This window comes from Streptomyces aidingensis (assembly GCF_900112355.1).
Taxonomy (GTDB): domain Bacteria; phylum Actinomycetota; class Actinomycetes; order Streptomycetales; family Streptomycetaceae; genus Streptomyces; species Streptomyces aidingensis.
Genome location: NZ_FOLM01000001.1, coordinates 1 through 18,456 on the forward strand (window position 1 = coordinate 1; position 18,456 = coordinate 18,456).

The window sequence follows — 18,456 nt, forward strand, 5'->3', positions numbered from 1 at the left end:
ATAGCGTGAGGGGTACGCCCGGTTACTTTCCGAACCCGGAAGCTAAGCCTTGCTGCGCCGATGGTACTGCATGGGGGACCGTGTGGGAGAGTAGGACGCCGCCGAACAATTCTTGATGAGAGGCCCCGCCGGGGGTGAGAATTCCCGGCGGGGCCTCTTGCTGTTTTCCGCCGGGCGGGCAGGATGTTCTTATGTCATCACCATCCCAGCCCGATGTGCTCTGGTCCCCGGATTTCCGGCTTGTGGGGTACGGCATTCATCTGCGGCAGTGGGCGGATGAGGATCTGGCCGGCATGGTGGAACTCTTCGACGATCCCGATGTGGCCCGATGGACGCCGCTGGCCTCACCATTCGATCTGGAGGCGGCCCGGGCCTATGTCGTCAAGGCGCGGGCGCTGCGGGCCGGCGGACAGGGGGTGAATCTGGCGGTCACCCTCGACGGCGGTGAGGCGCTCGGCGGAGCGGTGATGTTCCGGAACGCCGAGGAGGAACGGGAAATCGAGCTGGGGTATGTGATCGGGCCCCGGCACCGGGGGCGCGGGCTGGCGCGGCGGGCGCTCAGGCTGCTGGCGGAACATGCCCGGGCGGCGGACTTCGGGCGGATCGTGCTCCGCATAGAGCCGGGCAATCTGGCGAGTACGGCGGTGGCACGGGCGGCCGGGTTCCGGCTCACCGAGGAGCGGGCGGACCGCGAGCTCAAGGGGGAGACCACGGTGCTGGAGACCTGGGTGCTGCCGTAGCGGCGGCCCCGGGCGGCGGGGTGAGGACTCAGAGGCGGCCGGCGCTCTTGAGCGCGAGGTAGGCGTCGGCGACGGCGGGCGGCAGGTCCTCGGGCGGGGCCTCGACAACGGTGACGCCCATCCTGCGGATGCGCTCGATGGTGCGCCGGCGTTCCGCCACGTGGGAGGCCGCGGCGGCGGCCTCGTAGACGCCGGGGACCGTGCCCCGGGTGCCGGCCATCTCCCGGATGCGGGGGTCGCCGACGGCGGCCACCAGCACCGTGTGGCGGCGCAGCAGGCGCGGCAGAACGGGCAGCAGGCCGCTCTCCACCGGGCCGGTGTCCAGGCCGGTGAAAAGCACCAGCAGCGAGCGGTGCGGCGCGGACTCCAGGGCCGCGCCGGCCAGGGCACGGTGATCGGTCTCGATCAGCGCCGGCTCCAGGGCCGACAGCGACTGGACGACGGCGGGCAGCACATCCTTGCCGGTCCGGCCGCGCACCGTCGCCCGCACGCGGCGGTCGTAGGCCAGCAGGTCGACCCGGTCCCCGGCGTGCGAGGCGAGCGCGGTGAGCAGCAGGGCGGCGTCCATGGCCGCGTCCAGCCGGGGCACGTCGCCGACCCGGCCCGCCGAGGTGCGGCCGGTGTCCAGGACCAGCAGCAGATGCCGGTCGCGCTCCGGCCGCCAGGTGCGCACGGCCACGGTGGACTGGCGCGCGGTGGCCCGCCAGTCGATGGAGCGGACATCGTCACCGGGGACGTACTCGCGCAGGGAGTCGAATTCGGTGCCCTCGCCGCGGATGAGGACGGTGGTGCGGCCGTCCAGCTCGCGCAGCCGGGCCAGTTTGGCGGGCAGATGCTTGCGGCTGGTGAACGGCGGCAGCACGCGGACCGTCCAGGGCACGGCATGGGAGCCCTGGCGGGCGGCCAGGCCGAGCGGGCCGTAGGAGCGGACGGTGATCCGCCGGGCGGAGTGGTCGCCGCGCCGGGTGGGCCGCAGCACGGTGGTCAGCCGGCGGCGTTCCCCGGCGGGGACGGTGACCCGGTGCCGGGACGCCTCCCAGGCGGCCTTCGGCGGCCAGCTGCTGGGCGGCCAGGCGTCCCGCAGATCGGCCCGCAGGAGGCGCCCGGAGGGGTTGGCCAGGGTGAGAGTGACGGCGGCCTCCTCGTTGAGCCGGACCGAGGTGGCGCCGGAGCGGCTCAGGGCCAGTCCGCGGACCGGTGCCGCGGCGGCCAGATCGGCCAGGACCGCGGCCAGCAGCGGCAGGCCGACGGCGGCGATGCCGTGCGGGCCGGGCAGCAGCAGGCCGACGATCAGTGCGCCGAGGGCGGCGATGAGTGCGGTGCGTCCGGTGAGTGCCATGGCGGTGTCCGCGGGTGCCGGGGCCGGGGCCGGGTCAGCGGGGGACGGCGACCTGGGCGAGCAGGCCGGTGAGGACGTGGTCGGCGGTGTGGCCCTCCATCTCGGCCTCGGGACGCAGCCGGACCCGGTGCCGCAGGGTGGGCAGGGCGAGCGCCTTGACGTCGTCGGGGGTGACATAGTCCCGGCCGGTGAGCCAGGCCCAGGCGCGGGCGGTGCTGAGCAGGGCGGTGGCGCCGCGCGGGGAGACGCCCAGGGCCAGGGAGGGTGATTCGCGGGTGGCCCGGCACAGGTCGACGATGTATCCGGTGATCTCCGGGGCGACGGTGACCTGTGCCACGGCCCGGCGCGCGGCGGCCAGATCGCCGGGGCCGGCCACCGGGCGCAGGCCGGCGGCGGCCAGGTCGCGCGGGTCGAAGCCGGCGGCGTGCCGGGTGAGCACATCGATCTCGTGCTCCCGGCCGGGGACGTTGAGGATCAGTTTGAGCAGGAAGCGGTCGAGCTGGGCCTCGGGCAGCGGATAGGTGCCCTCGTACTCGATCGGGTTCTGGGTGGCGGCCACCAGGAAGGGCTCGGGGAGCGGGCGCGGCTTGCCGTCCACCGACACCTGGCGTTCCTCCATGGCCTCCAGCAGGGACGCCTGGGTCTTGGGCGGGGTGCGGTTGATCTCGTCGGCGAGCAGCAGATTGGTGAAGACCGGCCCGGCCTGGAAGGAGAACTCGGCGGTGCGGGCGTCGTAGACCAGCGAGCCGGTGACGTCGCTGGGCATCAGGTCGGGGGTGAACTGGACCCGCTTGGTGTCCACGTCCAGGGCGGTGGCCAGGGCGCGGACCAGCAGGGTCTTGGCGACGCCGGGGACGCCTTCGAGCAGCACGTGGCCGCGGCAGAGCAGGGCGATGACCAGGCCGGTGACGGCGGCGTCCTGGCCGACGACGGCCTTGCCGATCTCACCGCGCAGGGATTCCAGAGCGGTGTGCGAGCGGTCGTCCGGGCCGGGGGCGCCGGCGTCGGCGGCGGGGAAGTCGGTGGTCACGGGCGTCCTCGTGGTGGGTCGGGTTCGGTCGTCGCGGTGGCCGGGGCGGCGTCGGCGCCGGTGCCGGTTGCGGTTGCGGCTGCGGCTGCGGCTGTGGTGGCTGCGGTGGCCGGGCCGAGGCGGCGTTCCAGTGCGTCCAGCTCGTCGGCGAGGCGGACCAGCGCCGGGTCGTCGGCGGGTGCGGGGCCGTACAGCAGGTGGTGGACGGCTGCCGCGGAGGCGCCGGTGCGGGCGGCGACGGCGGCGGGCAGGGCGGTGGCATCCCGCGAGCCGGCGGTGGTCACGCCGAGCAGCGGGGCGATGCGGTGGCGGGTGGCGTCGCGCAGCGCCTCGGCGGCGCGGTCGCGGGCACCCGCCCGGTGGTAGAGGCGGGCGCGGCCCTCGGTGGTCTCGGCGGCGCGGACCACCACCGGGAGCGGTTCGGTGACCGCCGGGCCGAGGCGGCGCATCCGCCAGAGGGCGGCCAGCGCGGCGGCGATGCCCAGTTGCAGGGCGGCCCAGCGCCAGCCGGCGGGCAGCAGGTCGAGCAGGCCCTCGCTGCCCAGGAAGGGCAGCTCCTCGCGTTCGCCGTCCGGGCCGACCGGGACGTCGTCCGGGGAGGGCAGGTACCAGACCAGATGCGGGCGGGCGCCCAGCAGCTGCATGGCCAGGGAGGCGTTGCCCAGGTCGTCGAGGTGTTCGTTCTGCAGCGGGTCGGGGGTGCCGAGCAGCACGGTCTCGTCGTCCGGGCCGCCCTCCTCGGGGGCGGTGAGGCCGGTGAGGGTGACCAGGGAGGGCAGGCCGTCGGCGCGGTAGCAGCCGGTGAGGCGGTCCGCTGCGGCGGCGGCGCCCGGGCCGGAGAGGTAGGTCCAGCCGCCCAGGCGGGCGGAGCCGGCCCGGGTGGCGGCCGGGTCGGTGCAGCCGGGGTCGCGTTCGCCGGGCTCGGCATAGCCGTCGATCTGCACGCCGGGGGCGAAGCGGTCAAGGGCGGGCGGGGTGGGGCCGAGCAGTACGGTGCGGACGCCGCTGCCGGCCGCGGCGCCGTACAGGGTGTCCCACTGGGACTCGGCGAGCAGTTCCGGTACGGCGACCACCAGGGTGGTGTCCGGGCCGGCCGCGGCGGCGGCCTCGGCGGTGGTGGTGACCACGGTGGTGTCGACGCCGTGACCGGCCAGCAGCCGGGCCACGGCGCGGGTGCCGCCGGGGGTGGGGGAGCGGGGGTCGAGGCGTCCGCCGTCGCCGCCCCGCAGCAGGCCCAGCACCAGGCCGGCGAGCAGCACCACGGCGATGCCGGCCAGCGGGCCGCGGGCGCGGCGGAAGAGGTCGCCGGCGGTGGGCGAGACCGAGGTGGCGGCGGGCGCGGCGGTGGCGGGGGCCGGGGCGGTCATCGGCGGCCTCCGCCGCCGGGGGCGGTCCAGGCGGCGGCCGGGGCGGCGGTGTCGCCGGGCTGCCGCGGCCTGGTGCGGCGCTGCTCCTCGTCCAGCTCGCGCAGCGCGGCGTGGTCCGACGGGCCGGCCGGGACGCCGCCGTAGGTGACGTCGTCGAAGGTGCGGGCGGCGGCGCGCAGCCGCGGGCCCAGCGCGGGCAGGGCACGGGCGGCCTCGGTGGCGGCCTCGTCGGCGGTGCGGCCGGGGCGGGGTTCCAGCAGGGCGCGTTCCTCCTGGGAGCGGACGATGGCCCGCATCCGTTCCTGTACGGCTTCGGTCCAGCGGCCGGCCGCGGCGTGGGCGTCGGCGGCGGCCCGGTGTTCGGCGGCGGTGCGCGGCGGGCCGGTGAGCAGGCCGGGGCGGGCGGTGGAGGCGGCCGATTTCAGCGCGCCGAGACGCTTGCGCAGGGCGAACAGCAGGGCGAGCGCGATGCCGCCGAGCAGCAGCAGCCCCAGCCAGCCGCCGGGGGTGGACAGGGTGCTGGTCAGGACCGGGTCGAGCAGGTGGTCGTAGAGCCAGTCGCTGATCCGGCGCAGCAGGCTGGGCCGGTGCTGTCGGTAGATCTCCTGGGTGAGCTCGTCCCGGGCGGCCTCGCGGGCTTCGTCCCGGCCGATGACCACGGGCGGCCGGTCGCCGTCGGCGGTGACTGCGCGGAAGACGCCCGCGGCCATCCGCTCACCCCTGCGGTGCGGCCGGTCCGGCCGCACCGCCCGGCGTGGCGGGGCCGTCGGCTCCGGCGGCGCGGGCCAGCTCCAGGTCCAGGGCCTCGCGGCGGATGCGCTGGTCCATGTAGAGCAGGGCGGTGACGCCGGCGCTGATGGGCAGGGTGACGGTGGACGAGAGCACCCCGCCGACACCGGTGATGGCCAGGTAGGTCCAGCTCAGCTCCAGCGAGCCGGTGAGGAAGTCGCCCTCGTCACCGCTGACCAGCCGCGCGACGACGTCGATGGGCAGTTCGATCATGCCGGAGACGAAGAGCAGCAGGATGAAGGCGAGCAGCTGGATGCCGAAGATCCGCCACCAGGAGCCGGCGACCAGCTTCCAGGAGCGGCGCATGGCGTGGAACACCCCCTGGCGCTCCAGCATCAGGGCGGGTGCGGCGAGCGAGAACTGCACCATCAGCCACAGCATCAGCGCCACCGCACCGAGCCCGACCAGCACGACCAGCGGGGCGAAGCCGGTGAGCGCGGCCAGCAGCAGCGGAACGGCCACGGCGACGGCGCCGATCAGCGGGAGCAGCACGACCAGGCCGAGCAGCCGCAGCACCTGGCCGCGGGACTCCGCCCAGGCCTCGCCCACGGTGACGCCGCGGCCCAGCACCGCGCGGCTGACCACCATGGTCAGCATGGCGGTGGCCAGGACCACGCCGAGGATGGTGACCACCCCCGTGATGGAGGTGAAGGCGAAGAGGTCGCCGAACGCGGCGCGCAGCTCCTCGTCGGTGGGCTCGGTGCGCTCCGTCAGGGCCGCGAAGTCGGACTCCTCGCCCAGGAAGGCCCGCATGGCGGGCAGCGTGACGACCTGCACCACGACCGAGATGGCCAGCGAGATGGCGAGCACCGGGCGCCAGTGGGCGCGGGCGGTGGAGACCGCGCCGTCCAGGATCTCGCCCACCCCGAGGGGGCGGAGCGGGATCACACCGGGCTTGGGCGCGGCGGGCGGACCCCAGCCGGGCGCTCCCCAGCCGGGGCCGGACCAGCCCTGCTGCGGTGGGGGCGCGCCGGGGCCGCCGGGCGCCCCCGGGCCGCTCCAGCCGGCGGGCGGCGGTGGGTTCTCGCTCCAGCCCTGCGGGGGTGTCTTGTCGAGCCGGGGCTGCTCGGCGGACCCCTGCTGCTGCGGTTCGTCCTCCGGCTGAGGAGACCCGGGCGAGGTCCAGCGGTCGCTCATCGTCGCTCCTTGTATGGGATCCTGCCGCCCATCGTGCCATGCGTCCCGTGGCTTGTACCCGGCGGAGGCGGTTTGGTGATCAGTCCGTTCCCGGGCCGTCCGCCGGGCCGTCCGCCGGGTGGTTCTCCGGGCCAAAGGCCCTGCACGGCGGTCTGCCGGGGCTCTAGGCTTCGAGGATGGCGCGGCGCCGGGCGGCGTCGCGGGCGAGCGGCCCACCGGGCCGGCCGCCGGCGCCCGGCGGCGGAGGAGTCGTCCTGGCCGGACGTCCTTCCGCAGCTCAGGGCGTGTTCCCGGGGGACGGGCACGCCGTCCCCGTGACCGGGATCACCACCGGTCACATGTTCGGAAGAGGCAATGGGATGATGAAGGCATGAAGGGACGCGTACTGGTCGTCGACGACGACACCGCTCTGGCCGAGATGCTGGGCATCGTGCTGCGCGGCGAGGGGTTCGAGCCGTCGTTCGTCGCGGACGGTGACAAGGCGCTGGCCGCGTTCCGGGAGATCAAGCCCGATCTCGTGCTGCTCGATCTGATGCTGCCCGGCCGGGACGGCATCGAGGTGTGCCGGCTGATCCGCGCCGAATCGGGCGTGCCGATCGTGATGCTCACCGCCAAGAGCGACACCGTGGACGTGGTGGTCGGCCTGGAGTCCGGCGCGGACGACTACATCGTCAAGCCGTTCAAGCCCAAGGAGCTGATCGCCCGCATCCGGGCGCGGCTGCGGCGTTCCGAGGAGCCCGCGCCGGAGCAGCTCGCCATCGGTGATCTGGTGATCGACGTGGCCGGGCACTCGGTGAAGCGGGGCAGCCAGACGATCCAGCTCACCCCCCTGGAATTCGACCTGCTGGTGGCGCTGGCCCGCAAGCCGTGGCAGGTGTTCACCCGCGAGGTGCTGCTGGAGCAGGTGTGGGGATACCGGCACGCGGCCGACACCCGCCTGGTCAATGTGCATGTGCAGCGGCTGCGCTCCAAGATCGAGCGGGACCCGGAGCACCCGGAGATCGTGGTGACCGTGCGCGGCGTGGGATACAAGGCGGGTTCGAGCTGACGTGACGGAGTCGTCGGTGGCGCCGGAGGCGGCCGGAGTGCCGGAGGCGGCCGGGGAGCGCGGACCGCGCGGCGCGGCCGACGCCACCGGCCCGGCCGGCGGCCCCGGCGCCCGGTCCTGGCGCAGCACGCTGCTGCCCGAGGGCGCGACCGGCGGCCGGGCACAGCCCGCCATCCGGATCTTCGGCCGCTGGGCGCGCGGTCCGCTGCTGCCCGCCGTCCGGCTGTGGCGGCGCAATCTCCAGCTCCGCGTGGTGGCCTCCACCCTGCTGCTGTCCCTGGCCGTGGTGCTGGTGCTGGGCGTGGTGGTCATCGGGCAGGTGCGCAACGGCCTGCTGGACGCCAAGCGGCAGATCGCGCAGAGCCAGGCCGAGGGCGGCTTCGCGGTGGCCGCGGAGCGCGCCGCCGCGCCCGACGCCACCGCCGAGGGCACCGGCCCCGCCGGGGACCCGGGCACCTGGCTGACCGGCCTGGTCTCCCAGCTCGCCAGCGGCGGGCAGGGCGTCTACTCGGTGGTGGCGCTCAGCTCCGACCTGGACGACTCCCGGTTCGGCTCGGACGGCATCGGCGGGCCGCGCGGCCCCCGGGCCTCCTCCGACATCCGCCCCGAGCAGTCCATCTCCCTGGAGATGCGCGAGGCCGTCGACGCCAGCCCCGAGCTGCACTGGCAGTACGGCACGGTGGTGCGGCAGGACGGCTCCACCCAGCCGGCGCTGATCGTGGGCAAACGCCTCAGCGACATCCACGGCAACAACTACCAGCTCTACTACCTCTTCCCCTTCACCCAGGAGGACGAGTCGCTGAGCCTGGTGAAGACCACCATCGCCACCGCCGGAGTGTTCCTGGTGGTGCTGCTGGGCGTGATCGCCTGGCTGGTGGTGCGCCAGGTGGTGACCCCGGTGCGGATGGCCGCCCGGATCGCCGAGCGGCTGGCGGCCGGCCGGCTCCAGGAACGGATGAAGGTCAGCGGCGAGGACGACATCGCCCGCCTCGGCGAGTCCTTCAACAAGATGGCGCGCTCCCTCCAGCGTCAGATCCAGCAGCTGGAGGAGCTGTCCCGGATGCAGCGCCGCTTCGTCTCGGACGTCTCGCACGAGCTGCGCACCCCGCTGACCACGGTGCGGATGGCGGCCGATGTCATCCATACCGCCCGGGAGGACTTCGATCCGGTGACCGCGCGCTCCGCCGAACTGCTGATCGGCCAGCTCGACCGCTTCGAGGCGCTGCTCGCCGACCTGCTGGAGATCAGCCGGTTCGACGCGGGCGCCGCCCTGCTGGAGGCCGAGCCCACCGACCTGCGGACCGTGGTGCGGCGGGTGGTGGAAGGCGCCGAGCCGCTGGCCGAACGCAAGGGCAGCCGGCTGGTGGTGCTGGGCGACGCCTGGCCGGTGCGGGCCGAGGTCGACGCCCGGCGGATCGAGCGGGTGCTGCGGAATCTGGTGGTCAACGCGATCGAGCACGGCGAGGGCCGGGACGTGGTGGTACGGCTGTCGGAAGGGCTCGGCGAGGACGCCGCGGTGGCGGTCGCGGTGCGCGACTACGGCATCGGGCTGCGGCCGGGCGAGGCGGAGCGGGTGTTCAACCGTTTCTGGCGGGCCGACCCGGCGCGGGCCCGGACCACCGGCGGCACCGGCCTCGGGCTGTCCATCTCGCTGGAGGACACCCATCTGCACGGCGGCCGGCTGGAGGCGTGGGGCGAGCCGGGCGGCGGCTCCCAGTTCCGGCTGACGCTGCCGCGCACCGCCGGGTCGCCGCTGCGCGAATCGCCGATCCCGCTGGTGCCGGACGACTCCCGGGCGGCGCGCGCCCGGGCCCAGGCCCTGGCGCAGGCCCGGGCGGTGGAGGTGACCGCCGGGGCGGGCGCGGCCACCAGCGCGCCCGGGGCCGTACCCGCCGCCCTGCCGCATCTGCTGCCGGACGCGGCCCGGGACCCGGGCCGGGACCCGGCCCGGGATGCGGGGACGGTGCACGACGGGCAGGACGGCGGCAAGGCGGCCGGCCGGCGGCCGGAGGAGGACGGCCATGACCGCTGAGGGACGTGAGGGACGGCGGCGCCGGGGCCGGGCCGCCCGCCGTCTGCTGGGCTGCGCCGCCGGGGCGCTGCTGCTCGCCGGCTGTGCCTCCATGCCGGGCAGCGGCGATGTGCACCGGGTGGACTCCGCGCAGCGGCCCGAGGGCGACGGCCAGGTCCGGGTGTTCGGCGTGCCGCCGGAGGAGGGCGCGGTTCCGCAGGAGATCGTGCTCGGGTTTCTGGAGGCCACCACCAGCGACGAGGCGGACTTCGCCACCGCCCGGCAGTATCTGACCCCCCAGGCGCAGGACACCTGGCGGCCGCTGGCCAGCACCACCGTGCTGCGCGGCTCGCCGCTCCCCACCAGCCTGGGCGGCGAGCAGACCGACGACGGCGAGAGCCGCCTGTTCGAGGTCACCGGGACCCGGCTGGCCACGGTCGACGAAGGCCGGGTCTTCCACCCCGACGACGAGACCTACCGGGGCCAGTTCCGGCTGCGCCTGGTGGACGGCGAGTGGCGGATCAACGAACTGCCGGACGGGCTGGTGCTGGCAGAGGAGGACTTCCGCCGCAACTACCGCACGGTGGACACCTACTTCTTCGCGGACGCCGGGGCGGCCGCGGCCGAGGTGCCACGGGTGGCCGACACCCTGGTGCCCGACCCGGTGTTCGTGCGCAGCCGGGTGGACCCGGTGGGCGAGGCGGTGTCCATGGTGCTGCGCGGCCCGAGCGAATGGCTGGCGCCGGTGGTCCGCAGCTACTTCCCGGCCTCCGCCCGCCCGGCCGGCGACCAGCGGCTGACCGTGACCGAGGCCGGTCTGCTGTCGGTGCGGCTGACCGGGGTGCCGGAGGATCTGCCGGCCGGACGCTGCGAGCGGATGGCCGCGCAGGTGCTGTTCACCGTGCGGGACCTGGGGGTGGGTGAACCCGGCGTGGTGGAGCTGGCCGACGAGGACGGTTCCCGCCACTGCTCGCTGACCGAGTCCGAGGCGCTGAACTGGCGGCCCGGGCTGCTGGTCGGCAGCCAGGACCGGCAGTACTTCCTGAACGAGGACCGGCGGCTGGTCTCGGTGGGCGAGGAGGCCGACCAGGCGCGCGTCGTGCCGGGCCCGCTGCAGGACGCGCAGCTCCGGTCGGTCGCGGTCAGCCGGGACGAGGAACTCGCGGCCGGCGTGTCCGTGGGCGGCGCCGAGCTGTATGTGGCCGGGCTGACCGGCTCCGAACCGCTGCCGGAGCCCGTCCATGTCACCGAGCCCGGCGGCGAGGGCCCGGGCGCGGACGGGAACGAGGGCGAGAACGGGAGCGAGAACGGGAGCGGGGGCGAGGACCCGGGCGGGGAGGAGCCGGAGACCGAGCCCGGCGGGCTGTCCACGCCGGGCTGGGACGGGCTCGGGGACCTGTGGTTCGCCGACCGGGGCGGCGACCCGGGGCTGTACCGGATTCCCGGCGGCACCGGCGAGGCGGTGCCGGTGACGGTGGAGGGGCTGCGGGCCAGCCAGCGGATCGAGGAGGTCCGGCCGGCTTCGGACGGGGTGCGGATCGCGCTGCTGCTCAGCCGGGGCGACAAGCGGACGCTGTACCTGGGACGGGTGGAGCGCACCCCCGCGGCCGGAGCCGCCGAGGCCGGCAGCGCGGTGGAGGCGGCACGCGGCACCGACCATGTGGTGACGGTGCGCGATCTGCGGCCGGTCACCCCGCATCTGGACAATGTCACGGCCGCGGCCTGGGCCGGGGACAGCAGGCTGGTGGTGGTCGGCCGGCCCGCGGACGGGGTGGAGCAGCTCCAGTTCGTGTCCACGGACGGCGCCGCGGTCAACACGCCCAGCCTGCCCGGTCTGGGCGAGGTCACCGGGGTGGCGGCCTCCGAGGAGGAGAAGCGGCCGCTGCTCGCCGAGGTCGCCGAGGGCGTGGTGCGGCAGCGGCCCGACGGCCAGTGGCAGATCCTGGCCCCCGGCGGCAGCGATCCCGTCTATCCCGGCTGAGTCCCGGGACCCGGGCGCCCGCCCGGCGCGGGCCGGGGAGTTTTCCACAGGGGTCGCGGGGGCGGGGTGCGGCGGGGCAGGGTGGGGGTGTGTTCGGGGGATGGATGCGGGAGCTCGGCGGCCTGGTGCTGCCGGCCGAGTGCGCGGGCTGCGGCGCGGCGCGGACACCGCTGTGCGCCCAGTGCCGGGCGGCGCTGCCGGCGGGCGGGGCGCGGCGGGTGCGGCCGCGGCCCGAGCCGCCCGGTCTGCCGCCGGTCTACGCCGCCGCCGTTTTCGCCGACCGGGCCCGCGCGGTGCTGCTGGCGCACAAGGAGCGCGGGGCGCTGGGCCTGGCCGGGCCGCTGGGCGCGGCACTGGCCGGGGCGGTACGGGCCGCGGCCGGCCCCGGGCCGGTCGCCGGGGTGCTGCATCTGGTGCCGGTGCCGTCCGCGGCGGCGGCCCGGGCCCGGCGCGGGCACGATCCGGTGCGGCGGACGGCCCGTTCCGCCGCGGCGCGGCTGCGTGCCCGGGGAATGCCGGTGCGGGTCTGGTGTGCGCTGCGGCATCGTCGCCGCGTCGCCGACCAGGCGGGGCTGGACGCCCTGGCCCGGGCGGAGAATCTCAGGGGCGCACTGGCCGGGCCCCGGGGCCGGTCGGCCCTGCCCGGCCCGCTGGTGCTGGTGGACGATCTGATCACCACCGGTGCCACGCTGGCCGAGGCGGCCAGGGCGGTGCGGGAGTCCGGGGCCACCGTGCTGGGCGCGGCCGTGGTCGCGTCGGTCCCCGGTAGCTGACCCAGGAGGAATCGCCATGGACAGGGCCTTGCATACGGGTGACGGCAGTCCATCGTTGGAGGTACGTTCGAGGGCATGGGTATGGTGGATGTCCTGGAAATTCCAGGACAAATCCATACGCACTCCTGAGCCGCTCCATGGGGTCCGCCGGGACAGTGGGCCCCGTTCCTGATTCGCAGGGATGGGGAGCCCGTCGCCGGGGGAGAAGGAGGTGACAGGCGCGCCTGCCGTAGCGCCGGAGAGGTCCGTCCGTCGGGACCTGTCCGGACTTACTGCAAGGATGTGCTCCGCCTCACCGGCGGAGGTGATCCGGGAACGGAGTTCTGCGTGGACATCGTCGTCAAGGGCCGTAAGACAGATGTGCCGGAGCGTTTCCGGCGGCACGTGGCCGAGAAGCTGAAGCTGGACAAGATCCAGAGGATCGACACCAAGATCAACCGGGTCGACGTCGAGGTGTCCAAGGAGCACAACCCGCGGCTGGCCGACCGTTCCGACCGGGTCGAGATCACGGTACGCCACCGCGGCCCGGTGATCCGGGCCGAGGCCGCCGCGGCGGACCCGTACGGAGCCCTCGACCTCGCCGTGGAGCGGCTGGAGAACCGGCTGCGGCGACTGCACGACAAGCGGACCACCCGGCGCGGCAAGGGCCGCATCCCGGCCAGTGAGGTCGGCGCCGTGGTGCCCGGCGCGGCACGGATGAACGGCAACGGCGAGCTGGGCCACCGGCCCGAGCCGGAGGCCGAGGCCCGCCCGGAGAAGAAGGGACCACTGGAGATCGACGGCGAGGGCCCGCTCGTGGTGCGCGAGAAGACCCACACCGCCGCCCCCATGACACTGGACCAGGCCCTGTACGAGATGGAGCTGGTCGGGCACGACTTCTATCTCTTCGTCGACTCCGAGACCAAGGCCCCCAGCGTCGTCTACCGCAGGCGCGGCTACGACTACGGCGTGATCCATCTGGAGACCGACCCCTTCGTCCAGCAGGCGCCGGAGGGCGCCGGCGGAGCGCTGGGCGGCTGACCCGGCGCCCCGCGGGGGCGGCGGGCCGCGGGCCCCCGGCCACGGCGTGCACCGTCCCCGGCCGGATCTCCGTGATCCGGCCGGGGACGCCGTCGTGAAATCATGGGGCGAGCCCGATGGGCCGGGCGCGCGGACGACCGGTGCGCGAAGGCAGCAGGGGGAGATGACGATGACGGACAGCTTCGGCCCGACGATGCCGCACGCCCGCGCCGGGGGGCCGGACGATCCGTTCGCCGCGGGCCGGCCCGCGGAGCCGGTCCGGGTGCTGGTGGTGGACGATCACGAGCTCTTCCGGCGCGGTCTGGAGATCGTCCTCGCCCAGGAGAAGGACATCCAGGTGGTCGGGGAGGCCGGGGACGGCGCCGAGGCCGTGGAGAAGGCCGCCGACCTGCTGCCCGACATCGTGCTGATGGACGTGCGGATGCCCAAGCGCAGCGGCATCGAGGCGTGCACCGCCATCAAGGAGGTGGCCCCCAGCGCGCGGATCATCATGCTGACCATCAGCGACGAGGAGGCCGACCTCTATGACGCGATCAAGGCCGGCGCCACCGGATATCTGCTGAAGGAGATCTCCACCGACGAGGTCACGGCCGCCATCCGGGCGGTGGCCGACGGCCAGTCCCAGATCAGCCCGTCCATGGCGGCCAAGCTGCTCACCGAGTTCAAGGCGCTGATCCAGCGCACCGGGGAGGAGCAGCGGCTGGTGCCCGCGCCCAAGCTCACCGGACGGGAGCTGGAGGTGCTCAAGCTGGTGGCCACCGGCAAGAACAACCGCGAGATAGCCAAGGAGCTGTTCATCAGCGAGAACACGGTGAAGAACCATGTGCGGAACATCCTGGAGAAGCTCCAGCTCCACTCCCGCATGGAGGCCGTGGTCTATGCGATGCGGGAGAAGATCCTCGATCTGGAGAACGGCTGACGGCGGTGGGGCCGGGCCCCGGGCCGGCGCTCAGCGCGGATCGAAGCCCCGGGCGATCGCGGTGGTCAGCGGTTCGCGCAGTTCGCCCGGGGTGACCCGCTCGACGCGGATGTCCCCGGCCCAGCCGACCCAGCCCGCGGCCCAGTGCAGCGCCTCCGCCATCGCCGGCACCGCCCTGGCCGCCTGCCGCGGCGTGCCCTCGAAGCTGGCGTGCCGGGCGACCAGCACCTTGCCCTCGCGGGCCGGGTCCACCCGGCCCAGCAGCCGGCCCCCGGACAGCAGCGGCATGGCGAAGTAGCCGTACACCCGCTTCTCCCTGGGGGTGTAGGCCTCCAGCCGGTGCGTCATGCCGAATATCCGCTCCGTGCGGCGCCGGTCCCAGATCAGGGAGTCGAACGGGGACAGCAGGGTGGTGCGGTGCCGGCCGCGCGGGGGCGTGGCCAGCGCGGCGGGATCGGCCCAGGCCGGGGCCTGCCAGCCGTGGACCGTGACCGGCACCAGCCCGGTGCCCTCGATCACCGCGGCCACCTCGGCCTGGGTCATCCGGTGGTAGTCGGCGAGATCGCCCAGCGTGGCCACGCCCAGCGCGGCGCCCGCCCGGGACACCAGCTGCCGCCGGCACCCCTCGTCAGGCGGCTCCCGGTCGCGCAGCTCGGCCGGGACGGCCCGCTCGGTCAGGTCGTACACCCGCTTCCAGCCGCGCCGCCGGGTGCACACCACCTCTCCCGTGTCCAGCAGCCACTCCACCGCGATCTTGGTCTCCGACCAGTCCCACCAGGGGCCGCCGTTCTTGGCGCCGCCCAGCTCGGCGGAGGTGAGCGGGCCCTCCCCGGCGAGCCGCGCCCGCACCTCGGCCAGGGACCGGGCGGCGTCCTTCATCCGGTGCCAGCGGTGGCCGCGGGCCAGGAAGGCCCGGCGCCGGAAGGCGAACAGCGGCCAGTCCTCCATCGGCAGCACACAGGCCGCGTGCGACCAGTACTCGAAGGCGCTCCGGCCGCTCCAGTAGGCGGCCTCCACGTCCTGCCGCGGCACCGGGCCGAGCCGCGCGAAGGGCACCAGCTCGTGCGAGCGGGCCAGCACGGAGATGGTGTCGAGCTGCACCGCGCCGAGCCGGCGCAGCACCCCGGGCACCCCGGCCCGGCGGTCCGGCCGGCCCATCAGGCCCTGGGCGTGCAGCGCCAGCCGCCGGGCCTCGTCCGCCGACAGCTCGGCCCCGGCCCGGGGCACGGGCACCCGCGCCGCCGCCGGGGCGGCGCGGTCCGGGCCGGCCGCCGGGCCCGGCTCGTCGGGCTGGGAAACGGTGTGCGGGTGCGGGGCAGTCATGCGGGGGATCGTAGGGCCGGGCACTGACACTCCGCTTGCGCCTCGCATACGATGGCCGATGCGGCGGGCACGGAACGCCGCGCCCATGCACCCGACCGTGCAGGGCCGGACAGGCCCTGGGCCGACCGGCAAGGAGACCAGTTCCCGTGTCCCTCTTCAACAAGATCATGCGAGCGGGCGAAGGAAAGATCCTGCGCAAGCTGAACCGCGTCGCACAGCAGGTGAATTCCATTGAAGAGGACTTCCTTGACCTGTCGGACGCCGAGCTGCGTGCCCTGACCGACGAGTACAAGGAACGCCTCGCCGAGGGCGAGAGCCTGGACGATCTGATGCCGGAGGCCTTCGCCACGGTCCGCGAGGCGGCCAAGCGGGTCCTGGGCATGCGCCATTTCGACGTGCAGATCATGGGCGGTGCGGCGCTGCACTACGGCTATGTCGCCGAGATGCGCACCGGTGAGGGAAAGACGCTGGTCAGCACCTTGCCCGCGTATCTGAACGCGCTTGCCGGCGAGGGCGTGCACCTGATCACCACCAATGACTACCTGGCGCAGCGGGACGCCGAGTGGATGGGCCGGGTGCACAAGTTCCTGGGTCTGTCGGTCGGCTGCATCACCTCCGGCATGGCCCCGGCCAAGCGCCGCGAGCAGTACGGCTGCGACATCACCTACGGCACCAACAACGAGTTCGGCTTCGACTATCTGCGCGACAACATGGCGTGGTCGAAGGAGGAGCTGGTCCAGCGCGGCCACAGCTTCGCCATCGTCGACGAGGTGGACTCCATCCTGATCGACGAGGCGCGCACCCCGCTGATCATCTCCGGTCCGGCCGATCAGCCCACCAAGTGGTACGCGGACTTCGCCAAGCTGGTGATCCAGCTGGAAAAGGGCGAGCCGGCCGTGCCCACCAAGGGCGAGGTGGAGACCGGCGACTACGACGTGGACGAGAAGAAGCGCACCGTCGCCATCCATGACGCGGGCGTGGCCAAGGTCGAGGACTGGCTGGGCATCGACAACCTCTACGAGTCGGTCAACACCCCGCTGGTCGGCTATCTCAACAACGCCATCAAGGCCAAGGAGCTGTACAAGCGGGACCGCGACTATGTGGTGCTGGACGGCGAGGTGGTGATCGTCGACGAGCACACCGGCCGCGTGCTGCCGGGCCGCCGCTACAACGAGGGCATGCACCAGGCGATCGAGGCGAAGGAAGGGGTGAAGATCAAGAACGAGAACCAGACCCTCGCGAAGATCACCCTTCAGAATTATTTCCGCCTCTACGGCAAGCTGTCCGGCATGACCGGTACCGCCATGACCGAGGCGGCCGAGTTCAACCAGATCTACAAGCTGGGCGTGGTGCCCATCCCGACCCACAAGCCGGTGGCCCGCACCGACCACGCGGACCTGATCTACCGCACCGAGGTGGCCAAGTTCGAGGCCGTGGTCGAGGACATCGTGGAGCGCCACCGCAACGGCCAGCCGGTGCTGGTCGGCACCACCTCGGTGGAGAAGTCCGAGTACCTCTCCCAGCAGCTCCGCAAGCGGGGCGTGAAGCACGAGGTGCTGAACGCCAAGAACCATGCCCGGGAGGCGGCGATCGTCGCCAAGGCCGGCCGCAAGGGCTCGGTCACCGTGGCCACCAACATGGCGGGCCGCGGTACCGACATCAAGCTGGGCGGCGACCCGGAGGAGCTGGCCGAGAACGAGCTGCGGCGCCGCGGGCTGGACCCGGTGGAGCATGTGGAGGAGTGGACGGCCGCCCTGCCGGAGGCCCTGGAGCGCGCCGAGAAGGCGGTGGCCGCCGAGTTCGAGGAGGTCCGTGACTCGGGCGGGCTGTATGTGCTGGCCACCGAGCGGCACGAGTCGCGGCGGATCGACAACCAGCTCCGCGGCCGGTCCGGACGCCAGGGCGACCCGGGCGAGTCCCGCTTCTATCTCTCGCTGGGCGACGACCTGATGCGGCTGTTCAAGGCGCAGCTCGTCGAGCGGGTGATGTCCATGGCCAATGTGCCGGACGATGTGCCGATCGAGAACAAGATGGTCACCCGGGCCATCGCCTCCGCGCAGGGCCAGGTGGAGCAGCAGAACTTCGAGATCCGCAAGAACGTCCTGAAGTACGACGAGGTGCTCAACCGGCAGCGCGAGGTGATCTACACCGAGCGGCGCCGGGTGCTGGAGGGCGAGGACCTGCACGAGCAGGTGCGTTTCTTCATGGACGACACCATCGACGCCTATGTCCAGGCGGAGACCCAGGAGGGCTTCGCCGAGGAGTGGGACCTGGACCGGCTGTGGAACGCCTTCAAGCAGCTCTACCCGGTCACGGTGACGGTCGAGGAGCTGGAGGCGGAGGTCGGCGAGCGCGAGGGACTGACCGCCGAGTTCATCGCCGAGGCGGTCAAGAAGGACGTCCACGCCCAGTACGACGCCCGGGAGGCCGAGCTGGGCGCCGAGGTGATGCGGGAGCTGGAGCGCCGGGTGGTGCTCTCGGTGCTGGACCGCAAGTGGCGCGAGCACCTCTATGAGATGGACTACCTCCAGGAGGGCATCGGCCTGCGCGCCATGGCGCAGCGCGACCCGGTGGTGGAGTTCCAGCGGGAGGGCTTCGACATGTTCACCGCGATGATGGACGGCATCAAGGAGGAGTCGGTCCGCTACCTGTTCAACCTGGAGGTCCAGGTGGAGAAGAAGGTGGAGGAGGTCCCGGTGCAGGCGGGCGCGCCGGCCGGAGCGCCGGAGGAGGCCGTGCCCGCCGCCCAGCCCCAGGTGCCGGCCGGGCGGCGGCCGGAGATCCGGGCCAAGGGCCTGGAGGCGCCGCAGCGCGCCGACCGGCTGCACTTCTCGGCGCCGACCGTGGACGGCGAGGGCGGGGTCGTGGAGCGCGACCTGACCACGGAGAACGAGACCGCGCCGCAGCAGACGCGTGCCGAGCGCCGCCGCGCCCAGAAGGGCGGACGCCGCCGCAAGAAGTGAGCCGGCGCGCGGCGGC

Annotated in this window: 14 protein-coding genes and 1 rRNA gene; 9 read left to right on the forward strand and 6 right to left on the reverse strand. The window is 74.1% G+C overall.

Annotation, left to right across the window (positions count from 1 at the left end; translation table 11 throughout):
* Together rrf and BM242_RS00010 are read left to right on the forward strand one after the other, a co-directional pair.
* Positions 1 to 107 (forward strand): 5S ribosomal RNA (gene rrf, locus BM242_RS00005); the annotation flags it as partial.
* 84 nt (positions 108 to 191) lie between these two features.
* On the forward strand, positions 192 to 740 hold the full coding sequence (locus BM242_RS00010) for a GNAT family N-acetyltransferase (RefSeq protein WP_093836501.1): 549 nt from the start codon (positions 192 to 194) through the stop codon (positions 738 to 740).
* 28 nt (positions 741 to 768) lie between these two features.
* On the opposite strand, the gene BM242_RS00015 is transcribed toward BM242_RS00010, so the two are convergent.
* From BM242_RS00015 to BM242_RS00035, 5 genes are all read right to left on the reverse strand, one after another.
* Positions 769 to 2,079 carry a DUF58 domain-containing protein gene (locus tag BM242_RS00015; protein ID WP_093836502.1) on the reverse strand — a complete coding sequence of 437 codons (1,311 nt, stop codon included), beginning with the start codon at positions 2,077 to 2,079 and terminating at the stop codon, positions 769 to 771.
* Positions 2,080 to 2,113: 34 nt separating this feature from the next.
* Entirely contained in the window at positions 2,114 to 3,043 is a 930-nt protein-coding gene (locus tag BM242_RS00020; protein WP_245833787.1) for an AAA family ATPase, read from the reverse strand.
* A gap of 62 nt (positions 3,044 to 3,105) precedes the next feature.
* Complete coding sequence (locus BM242_RS00025; protein WP_093836504.1) at positions 3,106 to 4,476, reverse strand: DUF4350 domain-containing protein; 1,371 nt, start codon at positions 4,474 to 4,476, stop codon at positions 3,106 to 3,108.
* Positions 4,473 to 5,186 (reverse strand): DUF4129 domain-containing protein, encoded by a 714-nt coding sequence (locus BM242_RS30690; RefSeq protein WP_093837234.1) that lies wholly within the window; start codon positions 5,184 to 5,186, stop codon positions 4,473 to 4,475. The genes BM242_RS00025 and BM242_RS30690 overlap by 4 nt, the downstream gene beginning before the upstream one ends.
* A gap of 4 nt (positions 5,187 to 5,190) precedes the next feature.
* Positions 5,191 to 6,402 (reverse strand): DUF7544 domain-containing protein, encoded by a 1,212-nt coding sequence (locus BM242_RS00035; RefSeq protein ID WP_093836505.1) that lies wholly within the window; start codon positions 6,400 to 6,402, stop codon positions 5,191 to 5,193.
* Between the two features lie 370 nt (positions 6,403 to 6,772).
* Between BM242_RS00035 and mtrA the strand changes: the two genes are divergently transcribed.
* The 6 genes from mtrA (at position 6,773) to BM242_RS00065 (ending at position 14,154) form a co-directional block, all read left to right on the forward strand.
* Entirely contained in the window at positions 6,773 to 7,450 is a 678-nt protein-coding gene (gene mtrA, locus BM242_RS00040) for a two-component system response regulator MtrA (protein ID WP_093836506.1), read from the forward strand.
* Positions 7,451 to 7,580: 130 nt separating this feature from the next.
* Complete coding sequence (gene mtrB, locus BM242_RS00045) at positions 7,581 to 9,482, forward strand: MtrAB system histidine kinase MtrB (protein ID WP_245833789.1); 1,902 nt, start codon at positions 7,581 to 7,583, stop codon at positions 9,480 to 9,482.
* Complete coding sequence (locus BM242_RS00050) at positions 9,472 to 11,442, forward strand: LpqB family beta-propeller domain-containing protein (protein WP_093836507.1); 1,971 nt, start codon at positions 9,472 to 9,474, stop codon at positions 11,440 to 11,442. Before mtrB ends, BM242_RS00050 begins: the two co-directional genes overlap by 11 nt.
* 89 nt (positions 11,443 to 11,531) lie before the next feature.
* The gene (locus BM242_RS00055) at positions 11,532 to 12,215 is read left to right on the forward strand and encodes a ComF family protein (protein WP_342746929.1); all 684 of its coding nucleotides are present in this window, start codon (positions 11,532 to 11,534) and stop codon (positions 12,213 to 12,215) included.
* A gap of 327 nt (positions 12,216 to 12,542) precedes the next feature.
* Complete coding sequence (gene hpf, locus BM242_RS00060; RefSeq protein WP_093837235.1) at positions 12,543 to 13,235, forward strand: ribosome hibernation-promoting factor, HPF/YfiA family; 693 nt, start codon at positions 12,543 to 12,545, stop codon at positions 13,233 to 13,235.
* Positions 13,236 to 13,404: 169 nt separating this feature from the next.
* On the forward strand, positions 13,405 to 14,154 hold the full coding sequence (locus BM242_RS00065) for a response regulator (protein ID WP_093836509.1): 750 nt from the start codon (positions 13,405 to 13,407) through the stop codon (positions 14,152 to 14,154).
* Between the two features lie 30 nt (positions 14,155 to 14,184).
* Here the strand turns inward: BM242_RS00065 and BM242_RS00070 are convergent, their stop codons facing one another.
* The gene (locus BM242_RS00070) at positions 14,185 to 15,381 is read right to left on the reverse strand and encodes a winged helix-turn-helix domain-containing protein (protein ID WP_425443801.1); all 1,197 of its coding nucleotides are present in this window, start codon (positions 15,379 to 15,381) and stop codon (positions 14,185 to 14,187) included.
* A 242-nt stretch (positions 15,382 to 15,623) separates the two neighbouring features.
* Here BM242_RS00070 and secA point away from each other — a divergent pair, with 242 nt between their 5' ends.
* Positions 15,624 to 18,440, forward strand: coding sequence for a preprotein translocase subunit SecA (secA, locus tag BM242_RS00075; protein WP_093836511.1), 2,817 nt, complete (start codon positions 15,624 to 15,626; stop codon positions 18,438 to 18,440).
* Positions 18,441 to 18,456 lie beyond the last annotated feature (16 nt).